At 67.4% G+C, this 19,066-nt stretch carries 20 protein-coding genes and 2 pseudogenes; 7 read left to right on the top strand and 15 right to left on the bottom strand.

Annotated features, from left to right (window positions below; all coding sequences use genetic code 11):
* Positions 1–38: 38 nt before the first annotated feature.
* From ACPUD7_RS09530 to ACPUD7_RS09515, 4 genes and pseudogenes are all read right to left on the bottom strand, one after another.
* Positions 39–428, bottom strand: a complete 390-nt coding sequence (locus ACPUD7_RS09530; protein ID WP_135540138.1) for a hypothetical protein — start codon at positions 426–428, stop codon at positions 39–41.
* Positions 409–1,233 (bottom strand): DUF2637 domain-containing protein, encoded by an 825-nt coding sequence (locus tag ACPUD7_RS09525; protein WP_205683350.1) that lies wholly within the window; start codon positions 1,231–1,233, stop codon positions 409–411. The genes ACPUD7_RS09530 and ACPUD7_RS09525 overlap by 20 nt, the downstream gene beginning before the upstream one ends.
* On the bottom strand, positions 1,230–2,123 hold the full coding sequence (locus tag ACPUD7_RS09520) for a bifunctional DNA primase/polymerase (protein ID WP_135540447.1): 894 nt from the start codon (positions 2,121–2,123) through the stop codon (positions 1,230–1,232). Before ACPUD7_RS09520 ends, ACPUD7_RS09525 begins: the two co-directional genes overlap by 4 nt.
* A gap of 38 nt (positions 2,124–2,161) precedes the next feature.
* Positions 2,162–2,815, bottom strand: a pseudogene (locus ACPUD7_RS09515) (ImmA/IrrE family metallo-endopeptidase); the annotation flags it as partial.
* 81 nt (positions 2,816–2,896) lie between these two features.
* On the opposite strand from ACPUD7_RS09515, the gene ACPUD7_RS09510 reads away from it, so the two are divergent.
* Both ACPUD7_RS09510 and ACPUD7_RS09505 read left to right on the top strand, forming a co-directional pair.
* Positions 2,897–4,078 (top strand): tyrosine-type recombinase/integrase, encoded by a 1,182-nt coding sequence (locus ACPUD7_RS09510; protein ID WP_425119753.1) that lies wholly within the window; start codon positions 2,897–2,899, stop codon positions 4,076–4,078.
* Positions 4,075–6,279, top strand: coding sequence for a tyrosine-type recombinase/integrase (locus tag ACPUD7_RS09505; RefSeq protein WP_425119751.1), 2,205 nt, complete (start codon positions 4,075–4,077; stop codon positions 6,277–6,279). The genes ACPUD7_RS09510 and ACPUD7_RS09505 overlap by 4 nt, the downstream gene beginning before the upstream one ends.
* A gap of 78 nt (positions 6,280–6,357) precedes the next feature.
* Here the strand turns inward: ACPUD7_RS09505 and ACPUD7_RS09500 are convergent.
* From ACPUD7_RS09500 to ACPUD7_RS09485, 4 genes and pseudogenes are all read right to left on the bottom strand, one after another.
* Positions 6,358–6,801, bottom strand: a pseudogene (locus ACPUD7_RS09500) (ArdC family protein); the annotation flags it as partial.
* A 262-nt stretch (positions 6,802–7,063) separates the two neighbouring features.
* Positions 7,064–7,237, bottom strand: a complete 174-nt coding sequence (locus ACPUD7_RS09495) for a hypothetical protein (protein ID WP_167854426.1) — start codon at positions 7,235–7,237, stop codon at positions 7,064–7,066.
* 11 nt (positions 7,238–7,248) lie between these two features.
* Positions 7,249–7,752, bottom strand: coding sequence for a hypothetical protein (locus tag ACPUD7_RS09490; protein WP_425119750.1), 504 nt, complete (start codon positions 7,750–7,752; stop codon positions 7,249–7,251).
* A 66-nt stretch (positions 7,753–7,818) separates the two neighbouring features.
* Positions 7,819–8,178, bottom strand: coding sequence for a DNA cytosine methyltransferase (locus tag ACPUD7_RS09485; RefSeq protein ID WP_240689843.1), 360 nt, complete (start codon positions 8,176–8,178; stop codon positions 7,819–7,821).
* A 338-nt stretch (positions 8,179–8,516) separates the two neighbouring features.
* On the opposite strand from ACPUD7_RS09485, the gene ACPUD7_RS09480 reads away from it, so the two are divergent.
* On the top strand, positions 8,517–9,203 hold the full coding sequence (locus ACPUD7_RS09480) for a hypothetical protein (RefSeq protein ID WP_135540131.1): 687 nt from the start codon (positions 8,517–8,519) through the stop codon (positions 9,201–9,203).
* Here the strand turns inward: ACPUD7_RS09480 and ACPUD7_RS09475 are convergent.
* The 6 genes from ACPUD7_RS09475 to ACPUD7_RS09450 all read right to left on the bottom strand — a co-directional run bounded on the left by ACPUD7_RS09475 (position 9,136) and on the right by ACPUD7_RS09450 (position 14,128).
* Positions 9,136–9,489 carry a helix-turn-helix domain-containing protein gene (locus ACPUD7_RS09475; protein ID WP_425119749.1) on the bottom strand — a complete coding sequence of 118 codons (354 nt, stop codon included), beginning with the start codon at positions 9,487–9,489 and terminating at the stop codon, positions 9,136–9,138. The genes ACPUD7_RS09480 and ACPUD7_RS09475 overlap by 68 nt on opposite strands.
* 10 nt (positions 9,490–9,499) lie before the next feature.
* Positions 9,500–10,030, bottom strand: a complete 531-nt coding sequence (locus ACPUD7_RS09470; protein ID WP_425119748.1) for a hypothetical protein — start codon at positions 10,028–10,030, stop codon at positions 9,500–9,502.
* A gap of 470 nt (positions 10,031–10,500) precedes the next feature.
* Complete coding sequence (locus ACPUD7_RS09465) at positions 10,501–11,304, bottom strand: ABC transporter permease (protein WP_135540127.1); 804 nt, start codon at positions 11,302–11,304, stop codon at positions 10,501–10,503.
* Entirely contained in the window at positions 11,301–12,275 is a 975-nt protein-coding gene (locus ACPUD7_RS09460) for an ATP-binding cassette domain-containing protein (RefSeq protein ID WP_135540125.1), read from the bottom strand. The genes ACPUD7_RS09465 and ACPUD7_RS09460 overlap by 4 nt, the downstream gene beginning before the upstream one ends.
* 28 nt (positions 12,276–12,303) lie before the next feature.
* Positions 12,304–12,906, bottom strand: coding sequence for a histidine phosphatase family protein (locus ACPUD7_RS09455; RefSeq protein WP_135540123.1), 603 nt, complete (start codon positions 12,904–12,906; stop codon positions 12,304–12,306).
* A gap of 64 nt (positions 12,907–12,970) precedes the next feature.
* Positions 12,971–14,128 (bottom strand): PEP/pyruvate-binding domain-containing protein, encoded by a 1,158-nt coding sequence (locus ACPUD7_RS09450; RefSeq protein WP_135540121.1) that lies wholly within the window; start codon positions 14,126–14,128, stop codon positions 12,971–12,973.
* A 59-nt stretch (positions 14,129–14,187) separates the two neighbouring features.
* Here ACPUD7_RS09450 and ACPUD7_RS09445 point away from each other — a divergent pair, with 59 nt between their 5' ends.
* From ACPUD7_RS09445 to secA2, 4 genes are all read left to right on the top strand, one after another.
* Entirely contained in the window at positions 14,188–14,583 is a 396-nt protein-coding gene (locus ACPUD7_RS09445) for a DNA-binding protein (protein WP_135540119.1), read from the top strand.
* Positions 14,580–15,215, top strand: coding sequence for a transcriptional regulator (locus ACPUD7_RS09440; RefSeq protein WP_135540117.1), 636 nt, complete (start codon positions 14,580–14,582; stop codon positions 15,213–15,215). The genes ACPUD7_RS09445 and ACPUD7_RS09440 overlap by 4 nt, the downstream gene beginning before the upstream one ends.
* Positions 15,216–15,225: 10 nt before the next feature.
* A complete protein-coding gene (locus tag ACPUD7_RS09435) occupies positions 15,226–15,672 on the top strand; it encodes a protein-tyrosine phosphatase family protein (protein WP_135540115.1) in 447 nt (148 codons plus the stop codon).
* A gap of 272 nt (positions 15,673–15,944) precedes the next feature.
* On the top strand, positions 15,945–18,284 hold the full coding sequence (gene secA2, locus ACPUD7_RS09430; RefSeq protein WP_425119747.1) for an accessory Sec system translocase SecA2: 2,340 nt from the start codon (positions 15,945–15,947) through the stop codon (positions 18,282–18,284).
* Positions 18,285–18,474: 190 nt separating this feature from the next.
* On the opposite strand, the gene ACPUD7_RS09425 is transcribed toward secA2, so the two are convergent.
* On the bottom strand, positions 18,475–19,056 hold the full coding sequence (locus tag ACPUD7_RS09425) for a CGNR zinc finger domain-containing protein (protein ID WP_167854425.1): 582 nt from the start codon (positions 19,054–19,056) through the stop codon (positions 18,475–18,477).
* Positions 19,057–19,066 lie beyond the last annotated feature (10 nt).

Below are 19,066 nucleotides of genomic sequence, written 5' to 3'. Positions count from 1 at the left end.
GAGATCGGCGGGCACGGTGGTCGTCATGGCCGGTCACCTCAGCTCATCCCGACCGGGCCGCGCCCGGCGCTGTCGTGACTGGTGCCGCGTCCGAACGCCGAGATCGGCGGCAGCTCCCGCGCACGGGAGGCCACGTCCTTGACGCCGCGGGCCAGCGGATCATGGGCCTTGTGGGCCAGATGGGCATCGAAGTCGATGGCCAGGCGCGAGATGACCCCGCTGCCACGGGCCAGCAGGTCCGAGGAGCGCAACCAATCGACCCCGCGGGCCTTCCGCTTCGCCGGATCAACAGCCTCCGCGTTGGGCTTGCGGTCGACGTCGGCGGCCTGGATCGCATCGGGTGCGCCCGTCGCCTCCACCGGGTCGGGCCGTGCCTCCTCAGGCGCCGGTGTGCGCCGGGCCGGATGCTCATACTCGTTGGGGTTCATGATCAGACTCCTTCTCCTTGTCTTCTTCCTTCGTGGTCTCCGGGCCGGGGGTCCGGGGGAACCAGCGGCCAACCGTCGAGGCGTGCACGCCGAGCTCGCGGGCGATCGCCTTGTTCGACCACCCCGCCTCACGCAGCGCCTCTGCCCGCTCCCGACGGCCCGGGCCGGCCCCCACCGGCTCCGACGGTTCAGGCGTCGGCGTCAGGGCGGGCTCATCCTGAGGTTGAGGCTGGGGCTGCGGTGTCTCTGGCTCGGTGCCGGCTGGCGCAACGCGCTCGGGCAGCTCCGGCGGCCGGACAGGATCGACCTGTGCGACGAGGCTCGCGCTCATCTCCTCGGTCAGCGCCGGACGCGGTGCGCGGGCCAGCGCGTCCGCCAGCGGTGTCGAGGCCTCGGGGGGCTTGGTGGAGCGGGTGAGGACGACGGTCAGATGCGTGGACGCCAGCAGCACCAGCGGCGGGACGGCCGCGACGGTCGCGGCCAGCAGGCCCGGCACGGACGCGGTGGCGGCCACGATCGCGTGGGCGGCGTTCGCAGTCACCGACACCAGCGCGCCGGCGATGAGCAGTGCCCACGGATACCAGGCCGAGCGGTGCCGGTCGAGGGCGACGACCGCGACGGTGGCGACGACGATCAGCCCATCGACCAGCAGCGGCCATATCCACGCCTGCCCCGCGTCGATGCCCGAGCGCACCGCCAGATCGGCCAGGGCGACGAAGCTCAGCCAGAACGCGCCGCCGCCGATCAGCACCGTGCCCGATGCCGCGGCGACCACCGCCCACCGGCGGCCCCAGAGCGCGTTCATCCCAGCCCCCTGCCCATCGACGCCGGCCTGTCTGCCTTGACGGGTGTGAGGAGGTCGCTGGCTGCCCCGGCCAATGGCGTCTCGGGGCCACGCGTTCCTCGGGGCCCGGTGGCGATGGTGCGGTAGGCCGACTGGACGGTGCGGGTGATCTCCCGCTCCCCGAAGTCAGGTTGCTCCACGCGGACGAACGCATCCAGTGCCTCGTCCTCGGGCACGTTGCCCTCGGCCAGACGGCACGCGGCCCAGAACAGTTTGAGATTCCGATCCGTGCTCTGTCCGCCCAACCATGACGCCATCCGCTGCGCATCTACCGGCGCCGCCCCATCCCGGCATACCCCCTTCGGGCGGGGCCGGGGCGGGGTCAGGAACTCGCGCAGGCGCTGCGCGTCCAGGGGCCGGCTGTCGGTCGGGGCGAAGGAGGTGGGGTGGTAGAGCACGCTCTCGCCGTCGATCCGGCGGCGCGAGGGCGGGACGATGATATAACCGCGATCCCCGCGGAAGTCGATCCCCGCTTTCCCGGCCTGCCACGATGGCTGCTCGCCGCTCCCGGCCGGGTAGTAGATGTGCAAGCCACCGGTCGGTGAGCGCACCATCGTCTCCCACCCGTTCACCAGCCCGGACCGGCGCGCTCGGCGCAGGGCGTCGTAGCCGTTGACGCCGTGCACATCGACGTCCATGACGACCACGCCGCTGCGGGCGCCGGTGGGCATCCCGATGTTCGCGGCCGGGAACCGCGACCACCACGCCTGCACCTGCGCCGTGTCCGCGGTCGCATCGTGGAACCCGCGCCGGGTGATCGGCTGCTTGCCCTCCGGCGCGCACGGGAACACCGGCACCCCCGCCTCAGCGAATGCCGCCGCGGCCCGCGGCAGCGTCCAGGAGGCATCCATCCGCGCCACCGCGGCAGTGAACCTGCTCCGGGCGGCCATCACAGCCCCCGCCCCTGGACACCAGACCGCTCGCGGCCGCGCTCGGGTTCAGGCAACGGCTCCACTCCTCGTTCTGGCGAGCGCTGCTCCGGGAGCTTGCGGTCCGGAATCTCGCGGGTCAGACCCGGCGGGGTGCCATCGGGCACCTGGGCGGTGTCGAGCTGGTCGAGAATCCCGGCGGCGGCCTTGCGCACTCGTTCCCCGGTGGCCTTGACGATCTCGACGGGCTCTTTGCCGTCGACGTTCACCGCCCACCCGGCCACGTACGGGATCGTGTACCCGGTGGTGTCCATTCCGTGGGCAGCGCCGATCATGAGCGCGACGGATTCGGCTTCGACCTCGGCGATCCCGCGGTGCTGGCGGGCGTCCTCTTGGTCGGGGTCGTGCAGCAGCACATGGGCAAGCTCGTGAGCCAGTGTCTTCACCTGTGCGGCGGGGTCCATGTTCTCGCGCACCGCGACCCACCGCTCGGTGAAGCTCGTCCGCCCGTTGGCGCCGTCGATCATGCCCTCATGCGGCACCCGCACCAGCTCGTACCCGGCGGCCTCCACCTGCCCGGCCAGCCCCTCCCAAAGCCCGTCCGGTGCCTCACCCTCCAGCAGGGCCGGCTCCGGCGGCTCGGGGATCGGGTCACCGGCGGTCTGCGAGACATCTTGTCTCGAGTTTTCGAGATTCTGGGTTGCTCGTTCTGCTCTGCTAGTGCTCAGTTGGTAGTGAGACGAAGGAGTCGGACGATGAAGCAGACGGGCGTGCCGGACGAGGCGATCACGGAGTTCCTGGGATATCTGGAACGCCGTGGCAGAGGCAGCTACACGATGCGTTCGTACCGGCTGGGGTTGGAGGACTTCTCGCGTTGGCTGCACCGCGGCGGCCGTGTGCTGGTCGAGGTCTCGCGTGCAGATATCGAGGCCTACATCAGCGAGTTCGCCGCGGGCGAGGGGCGGATGAACCACGGCGTGGTCGATCTCGCGACCGGCGAACCGATCAGGGCGCGGCGTGCGGCGCGGACGGTCAACCACCGGCTGAGCGTGCTCGCCTCGTTCTTCGGATACCTGATCGACCGCGATCTTGAGGGCGGTGTCTGGGCGGGGCGCGTCTCCCCGGTTCCGGCCCGGCAGGGCGAGCTCGCGCACAGCATGGGCGGTGGCGGGGATGCCCCGCCCAGGCAGCGGCGTGCTGAGCTGCGCCGGCGAGAGCCGCGGGGGTTGCCCGCGGTCATCGAGCCGGTCGAGGTGGATCGGCTGGTCGCGGCGGCGAGGTCGTGGCGCGATAAGGCGCTGTTGACGTTGCTGTCGCGGTCGGGGCCGCGGATCGGCGATTGGAGCGCCGAGCACGGCAGACACGGGGTCCTCGGCATGGGGATGCCGGACCTGGATCGGCGTGGCGGCGCGGTCGTCGTCCGTCTCAAAGGTGCCCGCGACGAGCACCGGATACCCGTGACGGACGAGTTCTGGCGGCTGCTCGACCGCTACCTCATGCACGAGCGGCGGGATGCGCCGGGTGAGGCGGTCTGGGTCGGGCTGCGGCGAGGCTGGCCGCGACCGCTGACCTACAGCGCGTTCGAGGCCGCGTTGCGGCAGATCGCTGCCCGAGCCGGCGTCCAGGTCACGGCGCACGTCTTCCGGCACACTGTCGCCTCCGAGGTGGTCGCGACCGCGGGGCTTGCGACGGCGCAGGAGCTGCTGGGGCACCGGCACGTCTCGACGACTGCTGATACTTACGCGCACGCCGATCAGCGGGCCCTGGTCGAGGCGGTCGCCGGGGTCGAGCGTCGCGCCAAGGCCGCTGCCGAGGCCGCCCGCCTTGGGCCGGGAGCCGGAGGAATCGAGGAGTACGTGTTCCATTACGACGCCCTCACCTTGGTCGAGCTGGACGCGATCGCCACGCCCCGCCGCATGCCGGGAGACCTGTCGTGACCGGCGGGATCGCCCACGCGAGGCGGCTGGGTCACGAGCCCTACGACCGGGAAGCGATCTTGCGGCACCTGACCGCCCAGATGGACGGTTGGCGGTTCGCGAAGCGCTACGACGACTCGCGGATGCTCTCGGCCGTCCGCGCCACCCTCGACGTCCTCGACCGCATCGAGGGCGTGACTCTCGCCGAGCGTTGGACGCGGTTCGAGGCCGAGGTCTGGGTGCAGTGGCAGGCCGGGCAGGACCGGCCGGCGGTCGGTGTCCGTTGGGGGTTCGGCGTCTGGGCACTGGTGATCTCGCGCCTGGTGCGACCGGCCTGGGCGACGATCTCCACCGTCCGCATCGGAGACTGGACGAAGCTGCTGCCCGCAGACGATCCGATACCCGTCGCCCAGGCCCGATTGATCGAGGCCGCCGCCACCTGCTCGATGGGGTCGCCGAAGTCGCACCAGACGGCCCTGAACATGGGCACCCGCCTGCTGCTCGTCAAAGGAGCCGACCGGTTCGAGGCGCTGGCCGAGGACGATCTGCTGATCCCGCCCACGGGCATCAAGGGAGCCGACATGCTCGACGTGCTGTTGTGTCAGCTCGGCGTGTTCGCCCGCACCCCGCGCTCGGGAAGCGCCCGCAGGCGCACCGCCGGACGGCACAGCGAACGGGAGCTCGCCGTCGTCGCGGGAGTGCCCGAACCGTTTGTCGAGGTCGTCGGACTCTACTTGGAGACCTACGCTCGCCGGCTCTCCGATTCGTATGCGACACTGCGGCACAAGGCCGGCGCTCTGGGCCACTTCTTCCGCTATCTGCGCGAGCACTATCCCGAGGTGGAGTCGTGTTCGCAGATCACGCCCTCGCAGGCTCGCGGGTTCGTTCCCGTCGCCGTCGAACTGGCGAGGACGAAGCGGCGCGGCCAGGCTCGCAAGGGCGACGCGGATCGCACCACGGCGCACTCGTGGCTGATCGAGGTCCGCGTGTTCTTCGCGGATCTGTCGACCTGGGCGACCGAGACCGACTCGCCGCTGGCAGAGCACGCCCCGTCCTCGGTCGTGCTCACCCGGCACGACCTGCTCGACTCCGGGTTCGTGAAGGCCCGCAAACGCCAGCGGGCCCGCATGACCTCCACGGTCCTGGACTTGCAGCGCGAGATCCCGAATATCCGCGCGTTCGCGCTGCGCCGCTGGCACGATGCCGAGCACGCCCTGCGCGAGCGGCCCGACGACCGGGCGCTGATCGTCGCGGAGCGGGCCGCGTTCTGGGATTGGGGCCTGCTGGAACTGCTGCTGACCAGCGGACTGCGGATCGAGGAAGCCTGCGAGTTGACCACGTTCGACGTGCTGCGCCGCTCCCTGCCCGACGGACGCCTCTACTACATGCTGCACATCAAGCCCAGCAAGTTCGGCCGCGCCCGCGTCATCCCCATCGGCGACCAGCTCGGCCGCGTGATCGCCGAGATCATCCGCCACGTCCGCGGCTTCTACGGCACCGACGAGGTGCCCCTGGTCGACCGTCGCGACGAGCACGAGAAACGGCCCCTGCCCAGGGCGCCCTACCTGCTGCAAGCCCTGCGGCATCCCAGCGCGGTCAACACCAACACGATCCGCGGCCGGCTGCGCTGGCTCTCCGAGCAGGCCGGCGCCCGTCACGCGGACGGGTCGCCGCTGATCCTGACCCCGCACGGCTGCCGGCGCGTATTCGCCTCCGAACACCTCAACGCCCACACCCCGGTCCACGTGATCCAGGCGTTGCTCGGACATGCCACGATCAACACGGTGATGATCTACGCGAAGCTCTACCCCGACCAGTTCGTCACCGACTACCGGGCCGCGATGCGGGGCCTCTACACCGACGTCTACGGCCAGGCCGCGAACCAGACGCCCACCGAGACCGAGTGGGCCGAGTTCACCGCGGCTTGCTCGCTGCGCGATATGGGCACCCACGTCTGCGCACTGCCCACCGGCGAGCACTGCCCCCGCGGACTGGTCTGCCTCGGCTGCAGCCACGCCCAACCGAAGAAGAGTGCCCTGCCCGTGTTCCGGCGCATGCTCCACAGCCACACCCGAGCCCTCGACAAGGCCAGAGAGGTCGGCGAACCCGCCGGGCAGATCGCCGCCCGAGAGCTCGAAGTCGAACGCATCCGCTCCGCGATGCAACGCGCGCAGGAACTCACCGACGATGCCGCCGACGCACTCGAAGCCGCCGCGAGCTGACCACCCGTTGCGCCGACGCGCCGGGCCGCGCGAGACTGGAACCACGCGGGGCGTGAGGCGAGAAACTCGGGATAACGGGTCCCAGACGTAGGCCGGACGCACCCCGACCATCCGCGAGCGCACCACCTCGCCCGGCTTGGGCTTCTCGCCACGATTCAGCCGATACCACGAGGCGGGGTCCGAGGGGTTCGCAGAGGCGAACCTGCCGGTGACCGGAGCGAGGATCTGATACCCGCCCTGGCCCTTCTCGACCTGCCGGCCGAGTTGCTGCCACTGCTTGTATCCGGCGACATACGTGGGGAACGGCGAGGGCACGTTTCCGGCTTCGTAGTTGGCCCCGTGAGCCTCCCAGATGAGCATCACGTTGTTGAACGAGCGCGACCGGAACCTCGCGGCGAACGTCAGCGCATCGGCCCAGTCCTCACCCGTGACCAGCTGCTCGACCGCGCCGGTGAGCTGTTCATGCAGGGCGTCGAGCTTCGCCTCCCGCGCCTGGCGGGCCTCCTCCTGCCTCGTCGCCATCGTGCAGCCTCCTCCCGGTAGGCCAGCCACCAGGAGCGGTGGCTGGCCCTGCACCTGCGAGGTGAGTCAGGCGTACCCGGCGAGTCGAGACGGTCAGCGAACAACAAGATCGGTAGGTTGGCCATCAGGAACAACGGCTGCACCTGACCCTTGGACAATCCGGCCTACCAGCCCTCCGGGCGCCGCAGTGACGGAGCCCGGAGATGGGGTCTTGAAGGCTGGTGGCGACGTCCTGAACCTGGGCAGCCCTCGGCGTCCGGCGTCATTCGCCCTCGGGTGTCAGCGCCTGGATCGCGGTCAGCGCTTGGAGCGGCAGCACCCCGTTGCCCAGCGCGGTGATCTGCTGATTCGGTGTCAGTTCGTGCTCGGGGCCCGTGACCCAGGCCGACGGCAAGCCCATGAACCATTCCACGAACTCCGGCGCTGGACGCGGCATCTGCTCCTTGGTCACGAGCGCTGGCGCGGGGACGCATCGTCCGGTGATGTGCTCCCACCGGGCGATGGCGTAGGCGTATCGCCCCCATCGGCGAAGATGCTCTCGATCAACGCGAACAGGGTCTCCGACTCGTTCCGCCTGGCCGGCGAGCCATCCGGCCGGTGCAGGGCGAAGTCGATGATCTGATGCGACAGGGCGATCGTGCCCCGCCGCGCTCGCACCTGGTCCAGGCTCTCCCCGCCCCGCGAGGAGTCCGAGGCCAGCGGCGTCCGAAACAGCGCCGTCACGGTAGGCGAGGATGAAGACCCGGAAGCGATTGTGCGCAGCGCCGACGCGGGAAGCCGGTAGGCCGAGCCATCGTGCATGAAGCCCGAGGTCGGCCAAATCCCCGAGAACGGCGCCGAGCGCCCGAAGAGGTCGAGCTGACTGGTCTCCCACACCCCATCGGTCGGATTCCAGATTGCGAAGGGTTGCGGTTGCGTCCTGCACGGTTGCGTCTGCGGGGTTGCGTTCATCGGGGGTTGCTCCTTGCATCTCGGGACGGGCCGCGCGGGCAGACAGCAGCCCGCGCACGTTCTCGATCACCACGAACCGGGTTGCAGCGCCTCGATCGCCTCAGCCATGAACGACCACAGCCCCGAGCGGGTGCCGGGCGCGAGACCGGCCATCTTCCCGACCGTCGAGATGTCCTGGCACGGGAACCCTCCCGAGAGCACATCGACCGGTGCGACCTCGCTCCAGTCCACGTCGGTGATGTCTCCCAGGTTCGGGGCATCCGGCCAGTGGTGGGCGAAGACGCCAGCGACGGGGTCGTTGAGCTCGGAGAACCAGACCGTCTCCGCGTCGAAGCAGTGCTCGGCGGCGAGGTCGAGACCGCCGTACCCGCTGAACAGCGAACCGATCTTCCAGCGTCGGCGGGCAGGGGTGGCAGCGTGAGGCATGAGGGCTCCGGCAGGTCGGTGGAGACCCGGCACCAGGCCCCGCGCGGAGCCCCACGCCGGGAGAACACCTGCCAGGTGCACGCATCCCCGAATCCGCCGGCCCAGCGCCAGCGCGCCGCGCCTCAGCAGCCCAGCGACACCGCCCCGCGCACCCCGAAGGCCGGCCCGCACCGACCTTCCAGACGTGCTCGACCAGCACCCCTCCACGAGGGATCACACCTCTTGCAGATCGCGGGAAACCTAGGTTGACACGGTGCAGTCTGGTCGGGAGGGAGCCGATCACCTGGGTGTCGAAGGGTCGTGCCGGCACGCGTCGTGCGGGCGTAGAGGAGACCGTCATGGCGGAGCAGATGATGCTCGTGTTGGCCGAGGACGAGCGGAGCGCGGTGGCTCAGGAGCTGCGCCGTTACGGGAACTACCGCGAGGACATCGGCGCCGACCTCTGGGACTCGCACGTCCTCCCCGAGCCGGGCGAACCCGACCCAGCGGGCATCACGCCGCAGGTGGAGAAGATGATCGACGGTCACATCACTGTCGGCGAGGACTGCGCATCTCTCGCCGCCGCGTTCGAGAGCACCGCTCCGGTTCTGCTGACCCTTCCGAGCATCCAGCTCATCGAAGACGCCCTGTCAGAGGCTTACCCCGATGGCCTTTCCCCTGAGGTCGCGCGCACGGCGATGTTCTGCCGCATCGCGCACCGCCGCCTGACCCAGGCTTCTGCCGCGGATGCGCTGGACGAGGCCGTTGCGGTCAATGCGGAGATGCAACCCGTCGCAACCGCGCCGGCTGAAGCGGCGCTTGCGCAACGACTGGAAGAAGTGAACGCCACACTCAGCCAGCAGCTCGTGCAACTGCACGGCAGCCAGGAGAGCTTGAACGAGCGCGTTACGGCGCAGCAGCGTCAAATCGAGCAGTTGCGCAACCAGGGCGGGAAGCGCAGACGGCTCCCGAACCCGTTCAGCTCGACCTTCGATTCTGGACAGTCTCGACGCCCGAGTGGGACAGGCCTGGGACGCACGCTGTAGTCGAACCGGCGATGCCGCGGGGCTGGTCGTGATGGCGGCGGTACTGCGTAGCCAGCATGATCCGGTAGCGGCTCGGGGTCAGGCCTGTCGCCTGTCGGAAGGCTTCGGAGGCGCGGTTGCGTGACTGCCATCCGACTTTGCGGCCCGCCTGCTCGATCGTCAGATCGGTCTCCCGCAGCAGCCGCGCCATCTCCTCGACCCGCAGCATCGTCAGATACGCCAGCGGTGTCTTCCCGTAGGCGTCGGTGAACACCCGTGCGACCTGCTTGGTGGATAGATGCACCATCTCGGAGAGATCATCCAGCGTCCAGGGGTTGGCGATCGCGCCGCTGAGCGCGGCACGCACCATGTCGGCCTCCGCCCGTGTCGGGGCGAAGCGCCGCACTCGCGGATGCACCGGCAGGCTCCGCGCTCCGCGCCCGCTGCGAGGGCGAGACCCGATGGTCGGTCACTCGGATGTGCGGGGCGATGCGATCCATCACGTTGAACCAGAGTGCCTGCATCCGATGGAACCGGGCGTGCGCGTCATCGAGGCTGAGCCCGACAAGCTCATCCAGCCACGGCATGAGCAGCCCCGCGTGCTGCTCGCCGAGGCGGATGATCTGCGCCGGCTCGGTGAAGGTCTCCTTGACGAACACCGGCGCATCCAGCCGGTCGTAGACGATGCCGGCGTACTGCCAGAACGCCTGATCGATCACATAGTCCGTGTCCGCGTAGATCGTGGTGACCGTGATGTGACCTTCGGGCTCGGAACCGCAGAGGACGTTCGGTCCGAGCAGGATCACGTCGCCGGGGCGCACCGGCTTCTGCCCGAACTCACTGAACAAGATCGCTGATCCATCTCTGACAATGATGACCTTCACGCAGTCATACGCCAGCGGCCCGATAGGGCGATGGATCGTGTGAGTGCGCGCCAGCAGAGGCTGGAAGCCGTTACCTCCGGCTTTCATCCGACTGCCTGTAAGTCATGCAGACCTCTGTCAACGGCGTCTCTCCGATGGCAGATCGCGTAGCTGAGCCAGAAAGCACGAGATGGTGTCGGACAGTTCTCGCTCAGCATCGGTGGTCACCAAAGGCGGCACGGGTCCAACGATCGCTGTGGACTTCTTCCTCTTGTCCATAATCAAGGAAGTCGCCAGTCAAGAGCTGCTGGCTTTGTGACTCCGCAGAACCCCGTACATCCAGAAGTTTGAGATCGGTGACGAGTCTGGCGCGGCGGTGGGTCGGGCGACTGGTAAGGGTGAGTGCTTGTCGGCTATGGCCCGCAGCGCAGCCGGGTGAGGTAACGGTGCGACTATCAACGTTTGCGGTTGTAAGCAGCGATCGCCAGCGGGCAGAAAGCGATCAAGATTCCAGCCGACCAGAGGATGGTCTGGATGATCGAGTTTCCAGTCGGCACACCGGCCAGCAGTGCTCGGGCAGCGTCCATCGCGTGAGTAACGGGGTTGACGTTCGCCCAGGCTTGGAGCCATTCAGGGAGCGTGTCAATGGGGGCCGCGAGACTGGAACCGAGCATGAGTGGGATGAAGACGATGAACGCGAACGCCATGACTGCGCCCTCGTCTTTGACCAGCACCCCGAGGAACACCGTCACCCAACTCAGGCAGAATCCGAACGCGAGCACGAGCGCGACTGCAGCCAAGGCTGATCCGGTATCCGTCTGGACGCGGAAGCCCATGAGGTAGCCGATACCGAACAGCAAAGCGATGGCGATGACGTAGCGCACCATGTCTGCCATGATCGACCCGAGCAGTGGTGCTGATCGTCCAATGGGCAGGCTGCGGAATCGGTCGAAGACGCCTTTCTTCATGTCGATGTTGATGCTCAGGCCGCTGGACAGCATCCCTGAGAGTCCTGCGCCCATGACCACGATTCCGGGGAAGAGATAGAGCAGGTAGTCGTCGGTGGAGCCTGCTACTGAGCCGCCGAACAGGTAGACGAACAGCAGCAGGAAGATCGCTGGTGTGACGACTCCGTTGACCAGTGCGCCGGGGTTCCTGGCGGACTTGGCCAGGCTCCGGCGGGCCAGGATCAGGCTGTGCCGTAGTAGCCCCGCTGGGCGTCTCTCAGAACTGGTGGCTGTGATGGAGACGGTGCTCATGCGTGGCTCCTTTCGGCCTCGTCGGTCTTGCCGCTGGTGGCGGGTGCGCCGGTCAGGGTGAAGAACACTTCGTCAAGGCTGGGGAGCCGTAACGCGAACTCGGCAACCTCGATGCTCTCCGCTTCGAAGCGGCGGGCGATGTCGAACATCGCCCGGTCACTGTCCACTGGCGCGACCAACTCTTGTTGAGCGGCGTGCTCGACCGGGTGGCCGGACACGGCGGCGAGGATGGCAGCGGCTTTCTCCACGTCTACGGGATTCTTGGGGCGAATGGCGATGGCCTGCCCACCGACGATCTGCTTGAGTTCAGGCGGGGTGCCGTGGGCGATCACGCGCCCGTGGTCGATCACGCTTATCTCGTCGGCCAGCGCGTCGGCTTCTTCGAGGTACTGCGTCGTCAGGAGGACGCTGACGCCATCCGTGGTGAGTTCGCGGATGATCCGCCACAGTTCTTCGCGTTTGCCGGGGTCGAGGCCGACCGAGGGTTCATCGAGGAACACGACGCGAGGATGACCGACCAGGCTTGCCGCCAGATCGAGGCGTCGGCGCATCCCACCGGAGTAGGTAGCCACGGGCTTTCCCGCGGCCTCCGTCAGGCCGAAACGATCCAACAGCGCGTCTGCTCGGCGGGCGGCCTCGGGTTTGCGCAGGTCGAGCAGACTCCCGATCAGGATCAGGTTGCCTACTCCTGTGAGTTCTTCGTCCAGCGTCGCGTACTGGCCGGTCAAACCGATGATCCGTCGCACCTTGGCCGCGTCGCGGGTTACGTCCATGCCGCCGACTCTGGCGGTTCCGGCATCGAGGCCGGTCAGGGTCGCCAAGATGCGGATCGCCGTTGTTTTCCCGGCCCCGTTCGGGCCGAGGACGCCGAGAACGGTTCCAGGGCGGGCACGCAGATCCACGCCGTCCAGCGCAGTGTGCTTGCCATACCGCTTCACCAGCCCCTCGGCCTCGATTACATAGTCACTCACTCGAATCTCCTTGTCTTTCTCGCGGCGTTCAGGGGCGCAGCGTCTTGGGGAAACCCGTCCATTGCAGTTCGGGGCGAAGGTGGCTCATGTCGTTGAACATGGTGATGCTCGGCGGCAGCTCGGGCCGGTTCTCGATCACGGTCAGAGCGGCGTTGGCGCTGCTGAGGCCGAGCCACCGCACCGCCGGTGCGTCCAGGGCATGACGGATGAGCCACGCGATCGGGTAGGCATGGGTGATGAGCACTTCGTGCGCATCGTCGTCGCCCTCGGGCGGTGTGGCGAATCTCGCGGTGAGGCTCCGGGCGATCTTGTGCCCGGCCTCGGCCTCGTTGGTGTCGTAGCCGTCGAAGAACGGCACCCACGACGGTGGAGTCTCTTCCGGTGTGGGCACGTAGGGTACGTGGTCGATCAGCTCGGGTGCTCCGCTGACGGGCGCAGTGCCAGTGAGGAAGATGTTGAGTTGTTGGGCGCTATCGGCGGCTCGTGGCAAAGGCGAGTGGTACACGGCGTCGATGGGAAGATGCGCCAATCGCTGACCCAGCAGGCGGGCCTGTTCGTGCCCGGTGTCAGTGAGGTTGCCGAACGCGTCGGCGTCACCGTGCCGGGCAATGTAGAGATACCTGGTTGCCATGAGTGGGTCGGGAGCATCATGACGATGCTCCCGCTCTCCTTTCAGTCGGGGGTAGGGTTTGGGGTCAAAGAACGGTCACAGTTCCGGCTGTCCCGTCAAGCGTGATTCGGTCACCGTTCTCGATATGGGCAGTGGCGCCGTCGATGCCGAGCACGGCAGGGATGCCGTACTCGCGGGCGACGATCGCGGCGTGCGAGAGCGCGCCGCCGGTCTCGGTGACGACCCCGGCGGCGACAGTGAACAGCGGCGTCCAAGCGGGACCGGTGTACGGGCAGATCACGATGTCACCCGCGCGGACAGTCGGGAAGTCCGAAGGCCCGCGCACGACACGAGCCGCCGCGGTGACGGTTCCGTGAGCACCCGGAGTGCCGCTCAGCACCCCGGCCTGATCGGACGAATCATGAACCTTGCGGGCCGGAAGCGCGGCGGTGATCGGACGTGCTTGAAGAATCCAGACAGTGCCGTCAGCAACCGCCCATTCAACGTCTTGCGGCCCGCCAAGCGCAGTCGCGATCCAGCCCAGGTCGGCCAAGGCTGTGACCGTGGCGTCGTCCAGGGTGCGCGCGGATTGCCGGTCGGGGGCGACGGCACTGGTCGCGACACCGCCGTGCTCGTGATCCAGGTCGACACGGGTCTGCTTGCTTCCCGCCGAGAAGCCGACGATCCCGTCCGGGGTGACCTCGTAGGCGTCGGGGGCGACGGTACCGCCCACGACTGGCAGACCCAGCCCCCAAGACGCTTCGATCCGCGTCGGCTCATCGGCGTGCTGAGGGGTGAACATGACTCCTGAGACATCGGCCTCGATGACCGGCTGCACGAGCACTGACATGCCCGAAGCCTGCGGCGACGTGTCACCTGAGCGAGTCCAGTAGTCGCCCACTCGCGTGGCGCGGGCCGAAGCCCAGCAGGTCGCGACCGCCTGGCACACATCGTCTGCGCCGCGCACGCCGAGGACGGTCTCGTACTGGCCCGCGGCCGACGCCTCTGCGCTGTCCTCGTCCGTCGCCGATGACCTCACGGCCACCACAGGGTCGCCCATCCGCGCCAGTTCACGGGCAACCGCATCGCGCAACGAGCGCCCGACCTCGATGCCGGTCCGCTGGATGCCGCTCGGCACGACGAACCCATCGGGTACCGGCAGCCCCGCGCGCAGCAGCACTCCGAGCGTCGCCGCTTTCCCGCCCGTGTCCGTCCGGCTCGCCTCGGAGAGCGTTGTGAGCATCACACCACCAATCAATGAAGTATTGACAACAGTGTGTTGATCGTAGCAGGATGGGTGGCATGGAACGCAAGCACGACCTCGAACGACCCGGCCCCGCCGACCATGCGCAGGCCGAGCGTGAGCGCAACGCCCAAGGCATGCTTCTCGACAAAGGTGCAGACCAGTTGGAGCCGCGGCCGTGGCGACCTGAACCGGCTCCGCCGTCAGCGGTCGAGCTGACGCAGTACGCCCTGTGGCGTTCATCCGAACTGACCCCGGATGAACTCCTGGGAGCGCTCTCGTTGCTCCCGGCCGCTCGCGCCGAGGTTGAGAGCGTGGAGATCGGTCTGCTCTTCGCAGCTCGCAACGAGGGGCTGACCTGGGCGCAGATCGCCGAGGCGATGGGCTTCCGCTCGCCACAGGCGTGCCAGCAGTACGTCAACCGCCTTAGCGCCCGGCAGGACAAGCGAATATGACCCATCATTCCGCGGCATCACTACTCGTGCTGCACGCCGTGCGGCTCGTGGGGTTCGCCGACAGCGAAGCGGTTGCCGAGCGTGCAGGAACGAGCCACGCCGACGCGCTGCGCCAGTTGAGCGTCGCGGAACATGCGGGGTGGGTGCAGCACGTCGCGTTCGCCGACCTCGATGGGTGGTCGCTCACCGACTTTGGCAAGGCGGAGAACGAGCGCCAACTCGCGGCAGAGCGCGTGAGCGCCGACCCCGATGGCGTAGTTGCGTCCACCTACCGGGTCTTCCTCCCGCTCAACGCTCGCTTGTTGCGAGCGGTCACCGACTGGCAGATCAAACCGACCGAAACGCATCAGTTCGCGCCCAATGATCATTTCGATCGCGCATGGGATGGGCGGGTTCTCGAAGAACTGACGGCCCTCGGAACGGAACTTGCTCCTTTGATCGAGAATCTATCTGCCGTTCTCGCAAGGTTCGACGGCTACGTCGCGCGGTACGAGTTGGCGTTACGCAGGGCCATGAGCGGGGAACTTGACTGGATCGACAAGACCGACATCGACTCCTGCCACCGCGTCTGGTTCCAACTCCACGAAGACCTCGTCGCAACCCTCTGTATCGACCGACGAAATGAAGCATAGGCACCGCGACATGAACGCGATCGAGACATGGGAAACTGGTAACGGCGTGGTTGAGTTTCCCGATGGCCGCCGGGTTCGAGGGCGTGGCCTACTCGCGCCGCTTCCCAACGGACTCGATCCTCAGTTCGGGTTCTATCTCCTGGGACGCGCCCCGCGTATCGATCTCTGGCCACACCGCTGGGTTCTATGGCAGGACTTCTCCCTCCCGACCTCCACGGCTGACGCCGTCGCAGCACTCCATGAGGCGTACGAACGAGCCGCAATCGAACGGGTCGAGATCGCCTGCGACGGCGGCATAGGCCGAACGGGAACGGCCTTAGCCGCGCTCGCCATCATCGGTGGGGTACCCGCCAATGCCGCCGTGGCCTGGGTAAGAAAGAACTACCATCCGCAAGCGGTGGAAACCCCGGAACAACGACGCTGGATCGGCAACGTCTCCTCGCAATTGAGAACATAATCACTACTCATTTCTGCTTTCATCATGGCGACAGCAAAGGCGAACGACCCCGATTAACATAATGCGATCGATACTGAACCGTCTATACACAGAGAAAGACACCCCGTAGTCCTGCAAAAGTACGAGCGTCCTGATTGGCCTGATTCTGCGCTGCTCAGCCTACTCGGATGCGGACTTACCGCTTCCAGGAGGCGGCTTGAGCGAGGTCGAGCCGAGTCCGTGCCAGTAGCTGTTCCCTGATCCCGGTCAGGGTGGTCAGGTAGCGTGAGGTGATGGTCGGACCCGAGCCGTTGCGTGAACAGGGGGCGTGGTGGCAGCGCCCTCTGAGGTGGGTGAGTCGTTTCCGCCAGGATCCTGGCACGGCGAACCTGCGCACGTATGCGTCGCTGGTCGAGGGCATCGTCTCCCAGCGCGCGTCGCTGCGTTGCTTCACTGACGACGATCTTCTGAGACGTTCGGCTGGGTCCGTGTCGATCAGTTTGGACGATGATGACGAGCTGGCGCGCTTTCTCGGCGTGGCGAGTGAGGTGGCGCGGCGTCGGCTGGGGTTGGAGCCGTTCGAGGTGCAGCTGCTCGCCGCCGTGAGCATGCTACGCGGCCGGGTAGTCGATATGGCCACGGGCGAGGGCAAGACGCTGGTCGGGTTCCTCGTGTCCGCCGGTCTCGCCGCGGCCGGCCGGCGCGTGCACGTGCTTTCGGCAAACGACTACCTGGCGGGCCGAGACGCCGATGCCGGAGAACCGTTGTTCTCCGCGTTCGGCCTAACCTGCGCTGCGGTCGTCGACGGAATGGGTCAGCCGGATCGCTCCGAAGCGTACCGGGCTGACGTCGTGTACGCGACGGTGCACCAGATCGGGTTCGATCTGCTGCGCGACCGCCAGCGCCTCCCCGAGGCACGGCGGCTGGTGCCGGGATTGGACGCCGCGGTGGTCGATGAGATCGACGCCGTGCTGCTCGATGACGCGATGGTGCCGCTGGTGATCGCCGGCGACGCCGACCCGCAACCAGAAGAAGCATCTTTGGCGCAGGTCATCGCGGAACTGACCGAGGAGGAGCACTATCAGGTCGAGGGCGACCGGCGCAGCGTCGCGTTCACCGAGGCAGGTATCGCTCGTGTCGAATCGGCGCTCGGCATCGATGACCTATATGCGCAGGAGCATGTCGAACTGTTGACGGCGGCGCATGTCGCACTGCACGCGCACGCGCTGGTCGAACGCGACGTGCATTACCTCGTCACCGATGGACGGGTGCAGCTGGTCAACGATGCCCGTGGCCGGGTCGCGGATCGTCAGCGTTGGCCGGACGGTCTCCACGCCGCCATCGAGCGCAAAGAGGGACTGGAGGTGACCGGGCAAGCTGAGATCCTCGACCAGGTGCTCGTGGAGACAGTCGCCCGCGGCTATCGGACCCTCACCGGGATGAGCGGCACCGCCCTCGAAGCGGCCGAGCGCCTCGCCGAAGACCTCGACATCAAGACCGGGGTCATCCCCACCCACCGCCCCTGCATCCGCGAGGACGCCGCAGACCGGCTGTTCGCCACCGTCGAGCAACGCGACACCGCCGCAGCCGACGCCGTGCGTGCAGCCCATGATGCGGGACAGCCGGTGCTCATCGGTACCGGCAGCGTGGCCGATTCTGAGCGCTTCGCCCGATTGCTCGCCGAGCTGGGTGTCGAAGCGCGGGTGCTCAACGCGAAGAACGACGCTGCCGAGGCTGAAATCATCGCCCGCGCCGGCGAGCACGGTGCGGTCACCGTGTCCACACAGATGGCCGGCCGAGGCGTCGACATCCAACTCGGTCCAGGAGCTGCCGAGACCGGCGGCCTGCTCGTCATCGGGCTCGGACGATACGACTCCGCGCGCCTCGACCGGCAACTGCGGGGCAGGTCGGGCAGGCAAGGCGACCCCGGCAGGTCCGTGTTCTACACCAGCCTTGAAGACGACGTGGTGACCGAACAGCTCCGCATCAGCGACCAGCCCCGCTCCATCGCCCCTGACGGGCTGATCGGTGATCGGAAGTTCGCGCGTCTCTACGAGCACTCGCAGCGCGTCGCCGAGGGCAAATTGCTGCAGCTGCACCGCACCACCCGCAGCTACCACACCATGACCGACCAGCATCGACAGGCGATCCTGGATACCCGCGAACGCCTCCTCACCGAACCCGACGCGCTCGATGACTACCTCCGGCAGGTTTTCACGGATACTCCCGACCGGGCGGGCGCATGGGCGGCGCAACGTCGCCGCCTCGCCATGGAAGTCGTGCTCTACCAGCTCGACCGCGCCTGGACCGATCACCTGAACCACCTCGCCGCCGTCCGCGAGGGCATCCACCTGCGAGTTCTGGGTAGGCAGAACCCGCTGGACGAGTTCAATCGAATCGCCGGCGGCTCGTTCCGTAGCCTCGGCAGCGACACTCTCGCAGCAGTCCGGCGGGTTCTCGACAACGCACCCGACGACGCCACCACCCTGGGGGATCTCGGCCTGCGCCGCCCGTCATCGACCTGGACGTACATGGTCACCGACAACCCATTCGGCTCCGAAGCAGACCGCGTGGTCGCCTACCTCGGAAACTTCATCAGGGGCGGCAGACCACCGTCGATCACGTACACCTGACCGCCAGCCCCAACCACCGTCCGCTACTCCGCCAGCGAAGCTTGGCGCGCTCACCGACGCGATCGATGACGACCGCTCTCTCTCGACACCGTTGACGCGGTATTACACCGAGGAAGGAACCCCGTGGGCCTGCAAAAGTAACACGGTCCTGATCGGTGCTTTCTGTTCACAACCTTACCGACAGCCTGAGCTAAGACTTGTTGTCTCGCCCGGCGGCATGGCGGGCGACCTTAGCGCGGTTGCCGCATCGTTGCATGGAACACCAGAGGCGCTGCTGCGAGCGTGACCGATCGATAAAACGTATTCCGCACCTCTGGTGCGAACACACCTTGATCCGTGACTGTTCTCCTTGGGCAATAATCGAGATTGCATCTGCCGCGAGCACTCCAAACACGTTCTCTATCGATGCCATTTTGGTTATGACCAACTCAGGGTCTGATTCGTCAATCTCCTGACGCGGAGCCGCAGCAGCCCATCGGTTGACCAGCAAAATGTGCCGCGAATGCAGCGCTGTTTGAGGGACAAGCAAGGCATCAATACTCTCACGCAGATCAAGGCAGTCGCTCAGATCCTGGTCCGTGATGGAGGTCTCGACGCCGAACCCAGATTCAGGTGGAACGAGCCGGGCTTGCCCTGCCCACACCCTCAGTGTTTCCGGGGAGGTCAGTGTCTCGCGGGGCGTCGTAGCCCGGTCTCGCAGTGTGTTGACGAAATCGAGCGCCACTGATCCGCCGTAGAACAGCCAAGGCTCGAAACGCTGTGATGCAGTCACAGACCTCATT

This window comes from Brevibacterium sp. FAM 24630, assembly GCF_049804075.1.
GTDB lineage: Bacteria > Actinomycetota > Actinomycetes > Actinomycetales > Brevibacteriaceae > Brevibacterium.
The sequence above is the reverse complement of the archived record's forward strand: the minus strand, read 5'-3'. Positions and strand labels throughout refer to the sequence as shown.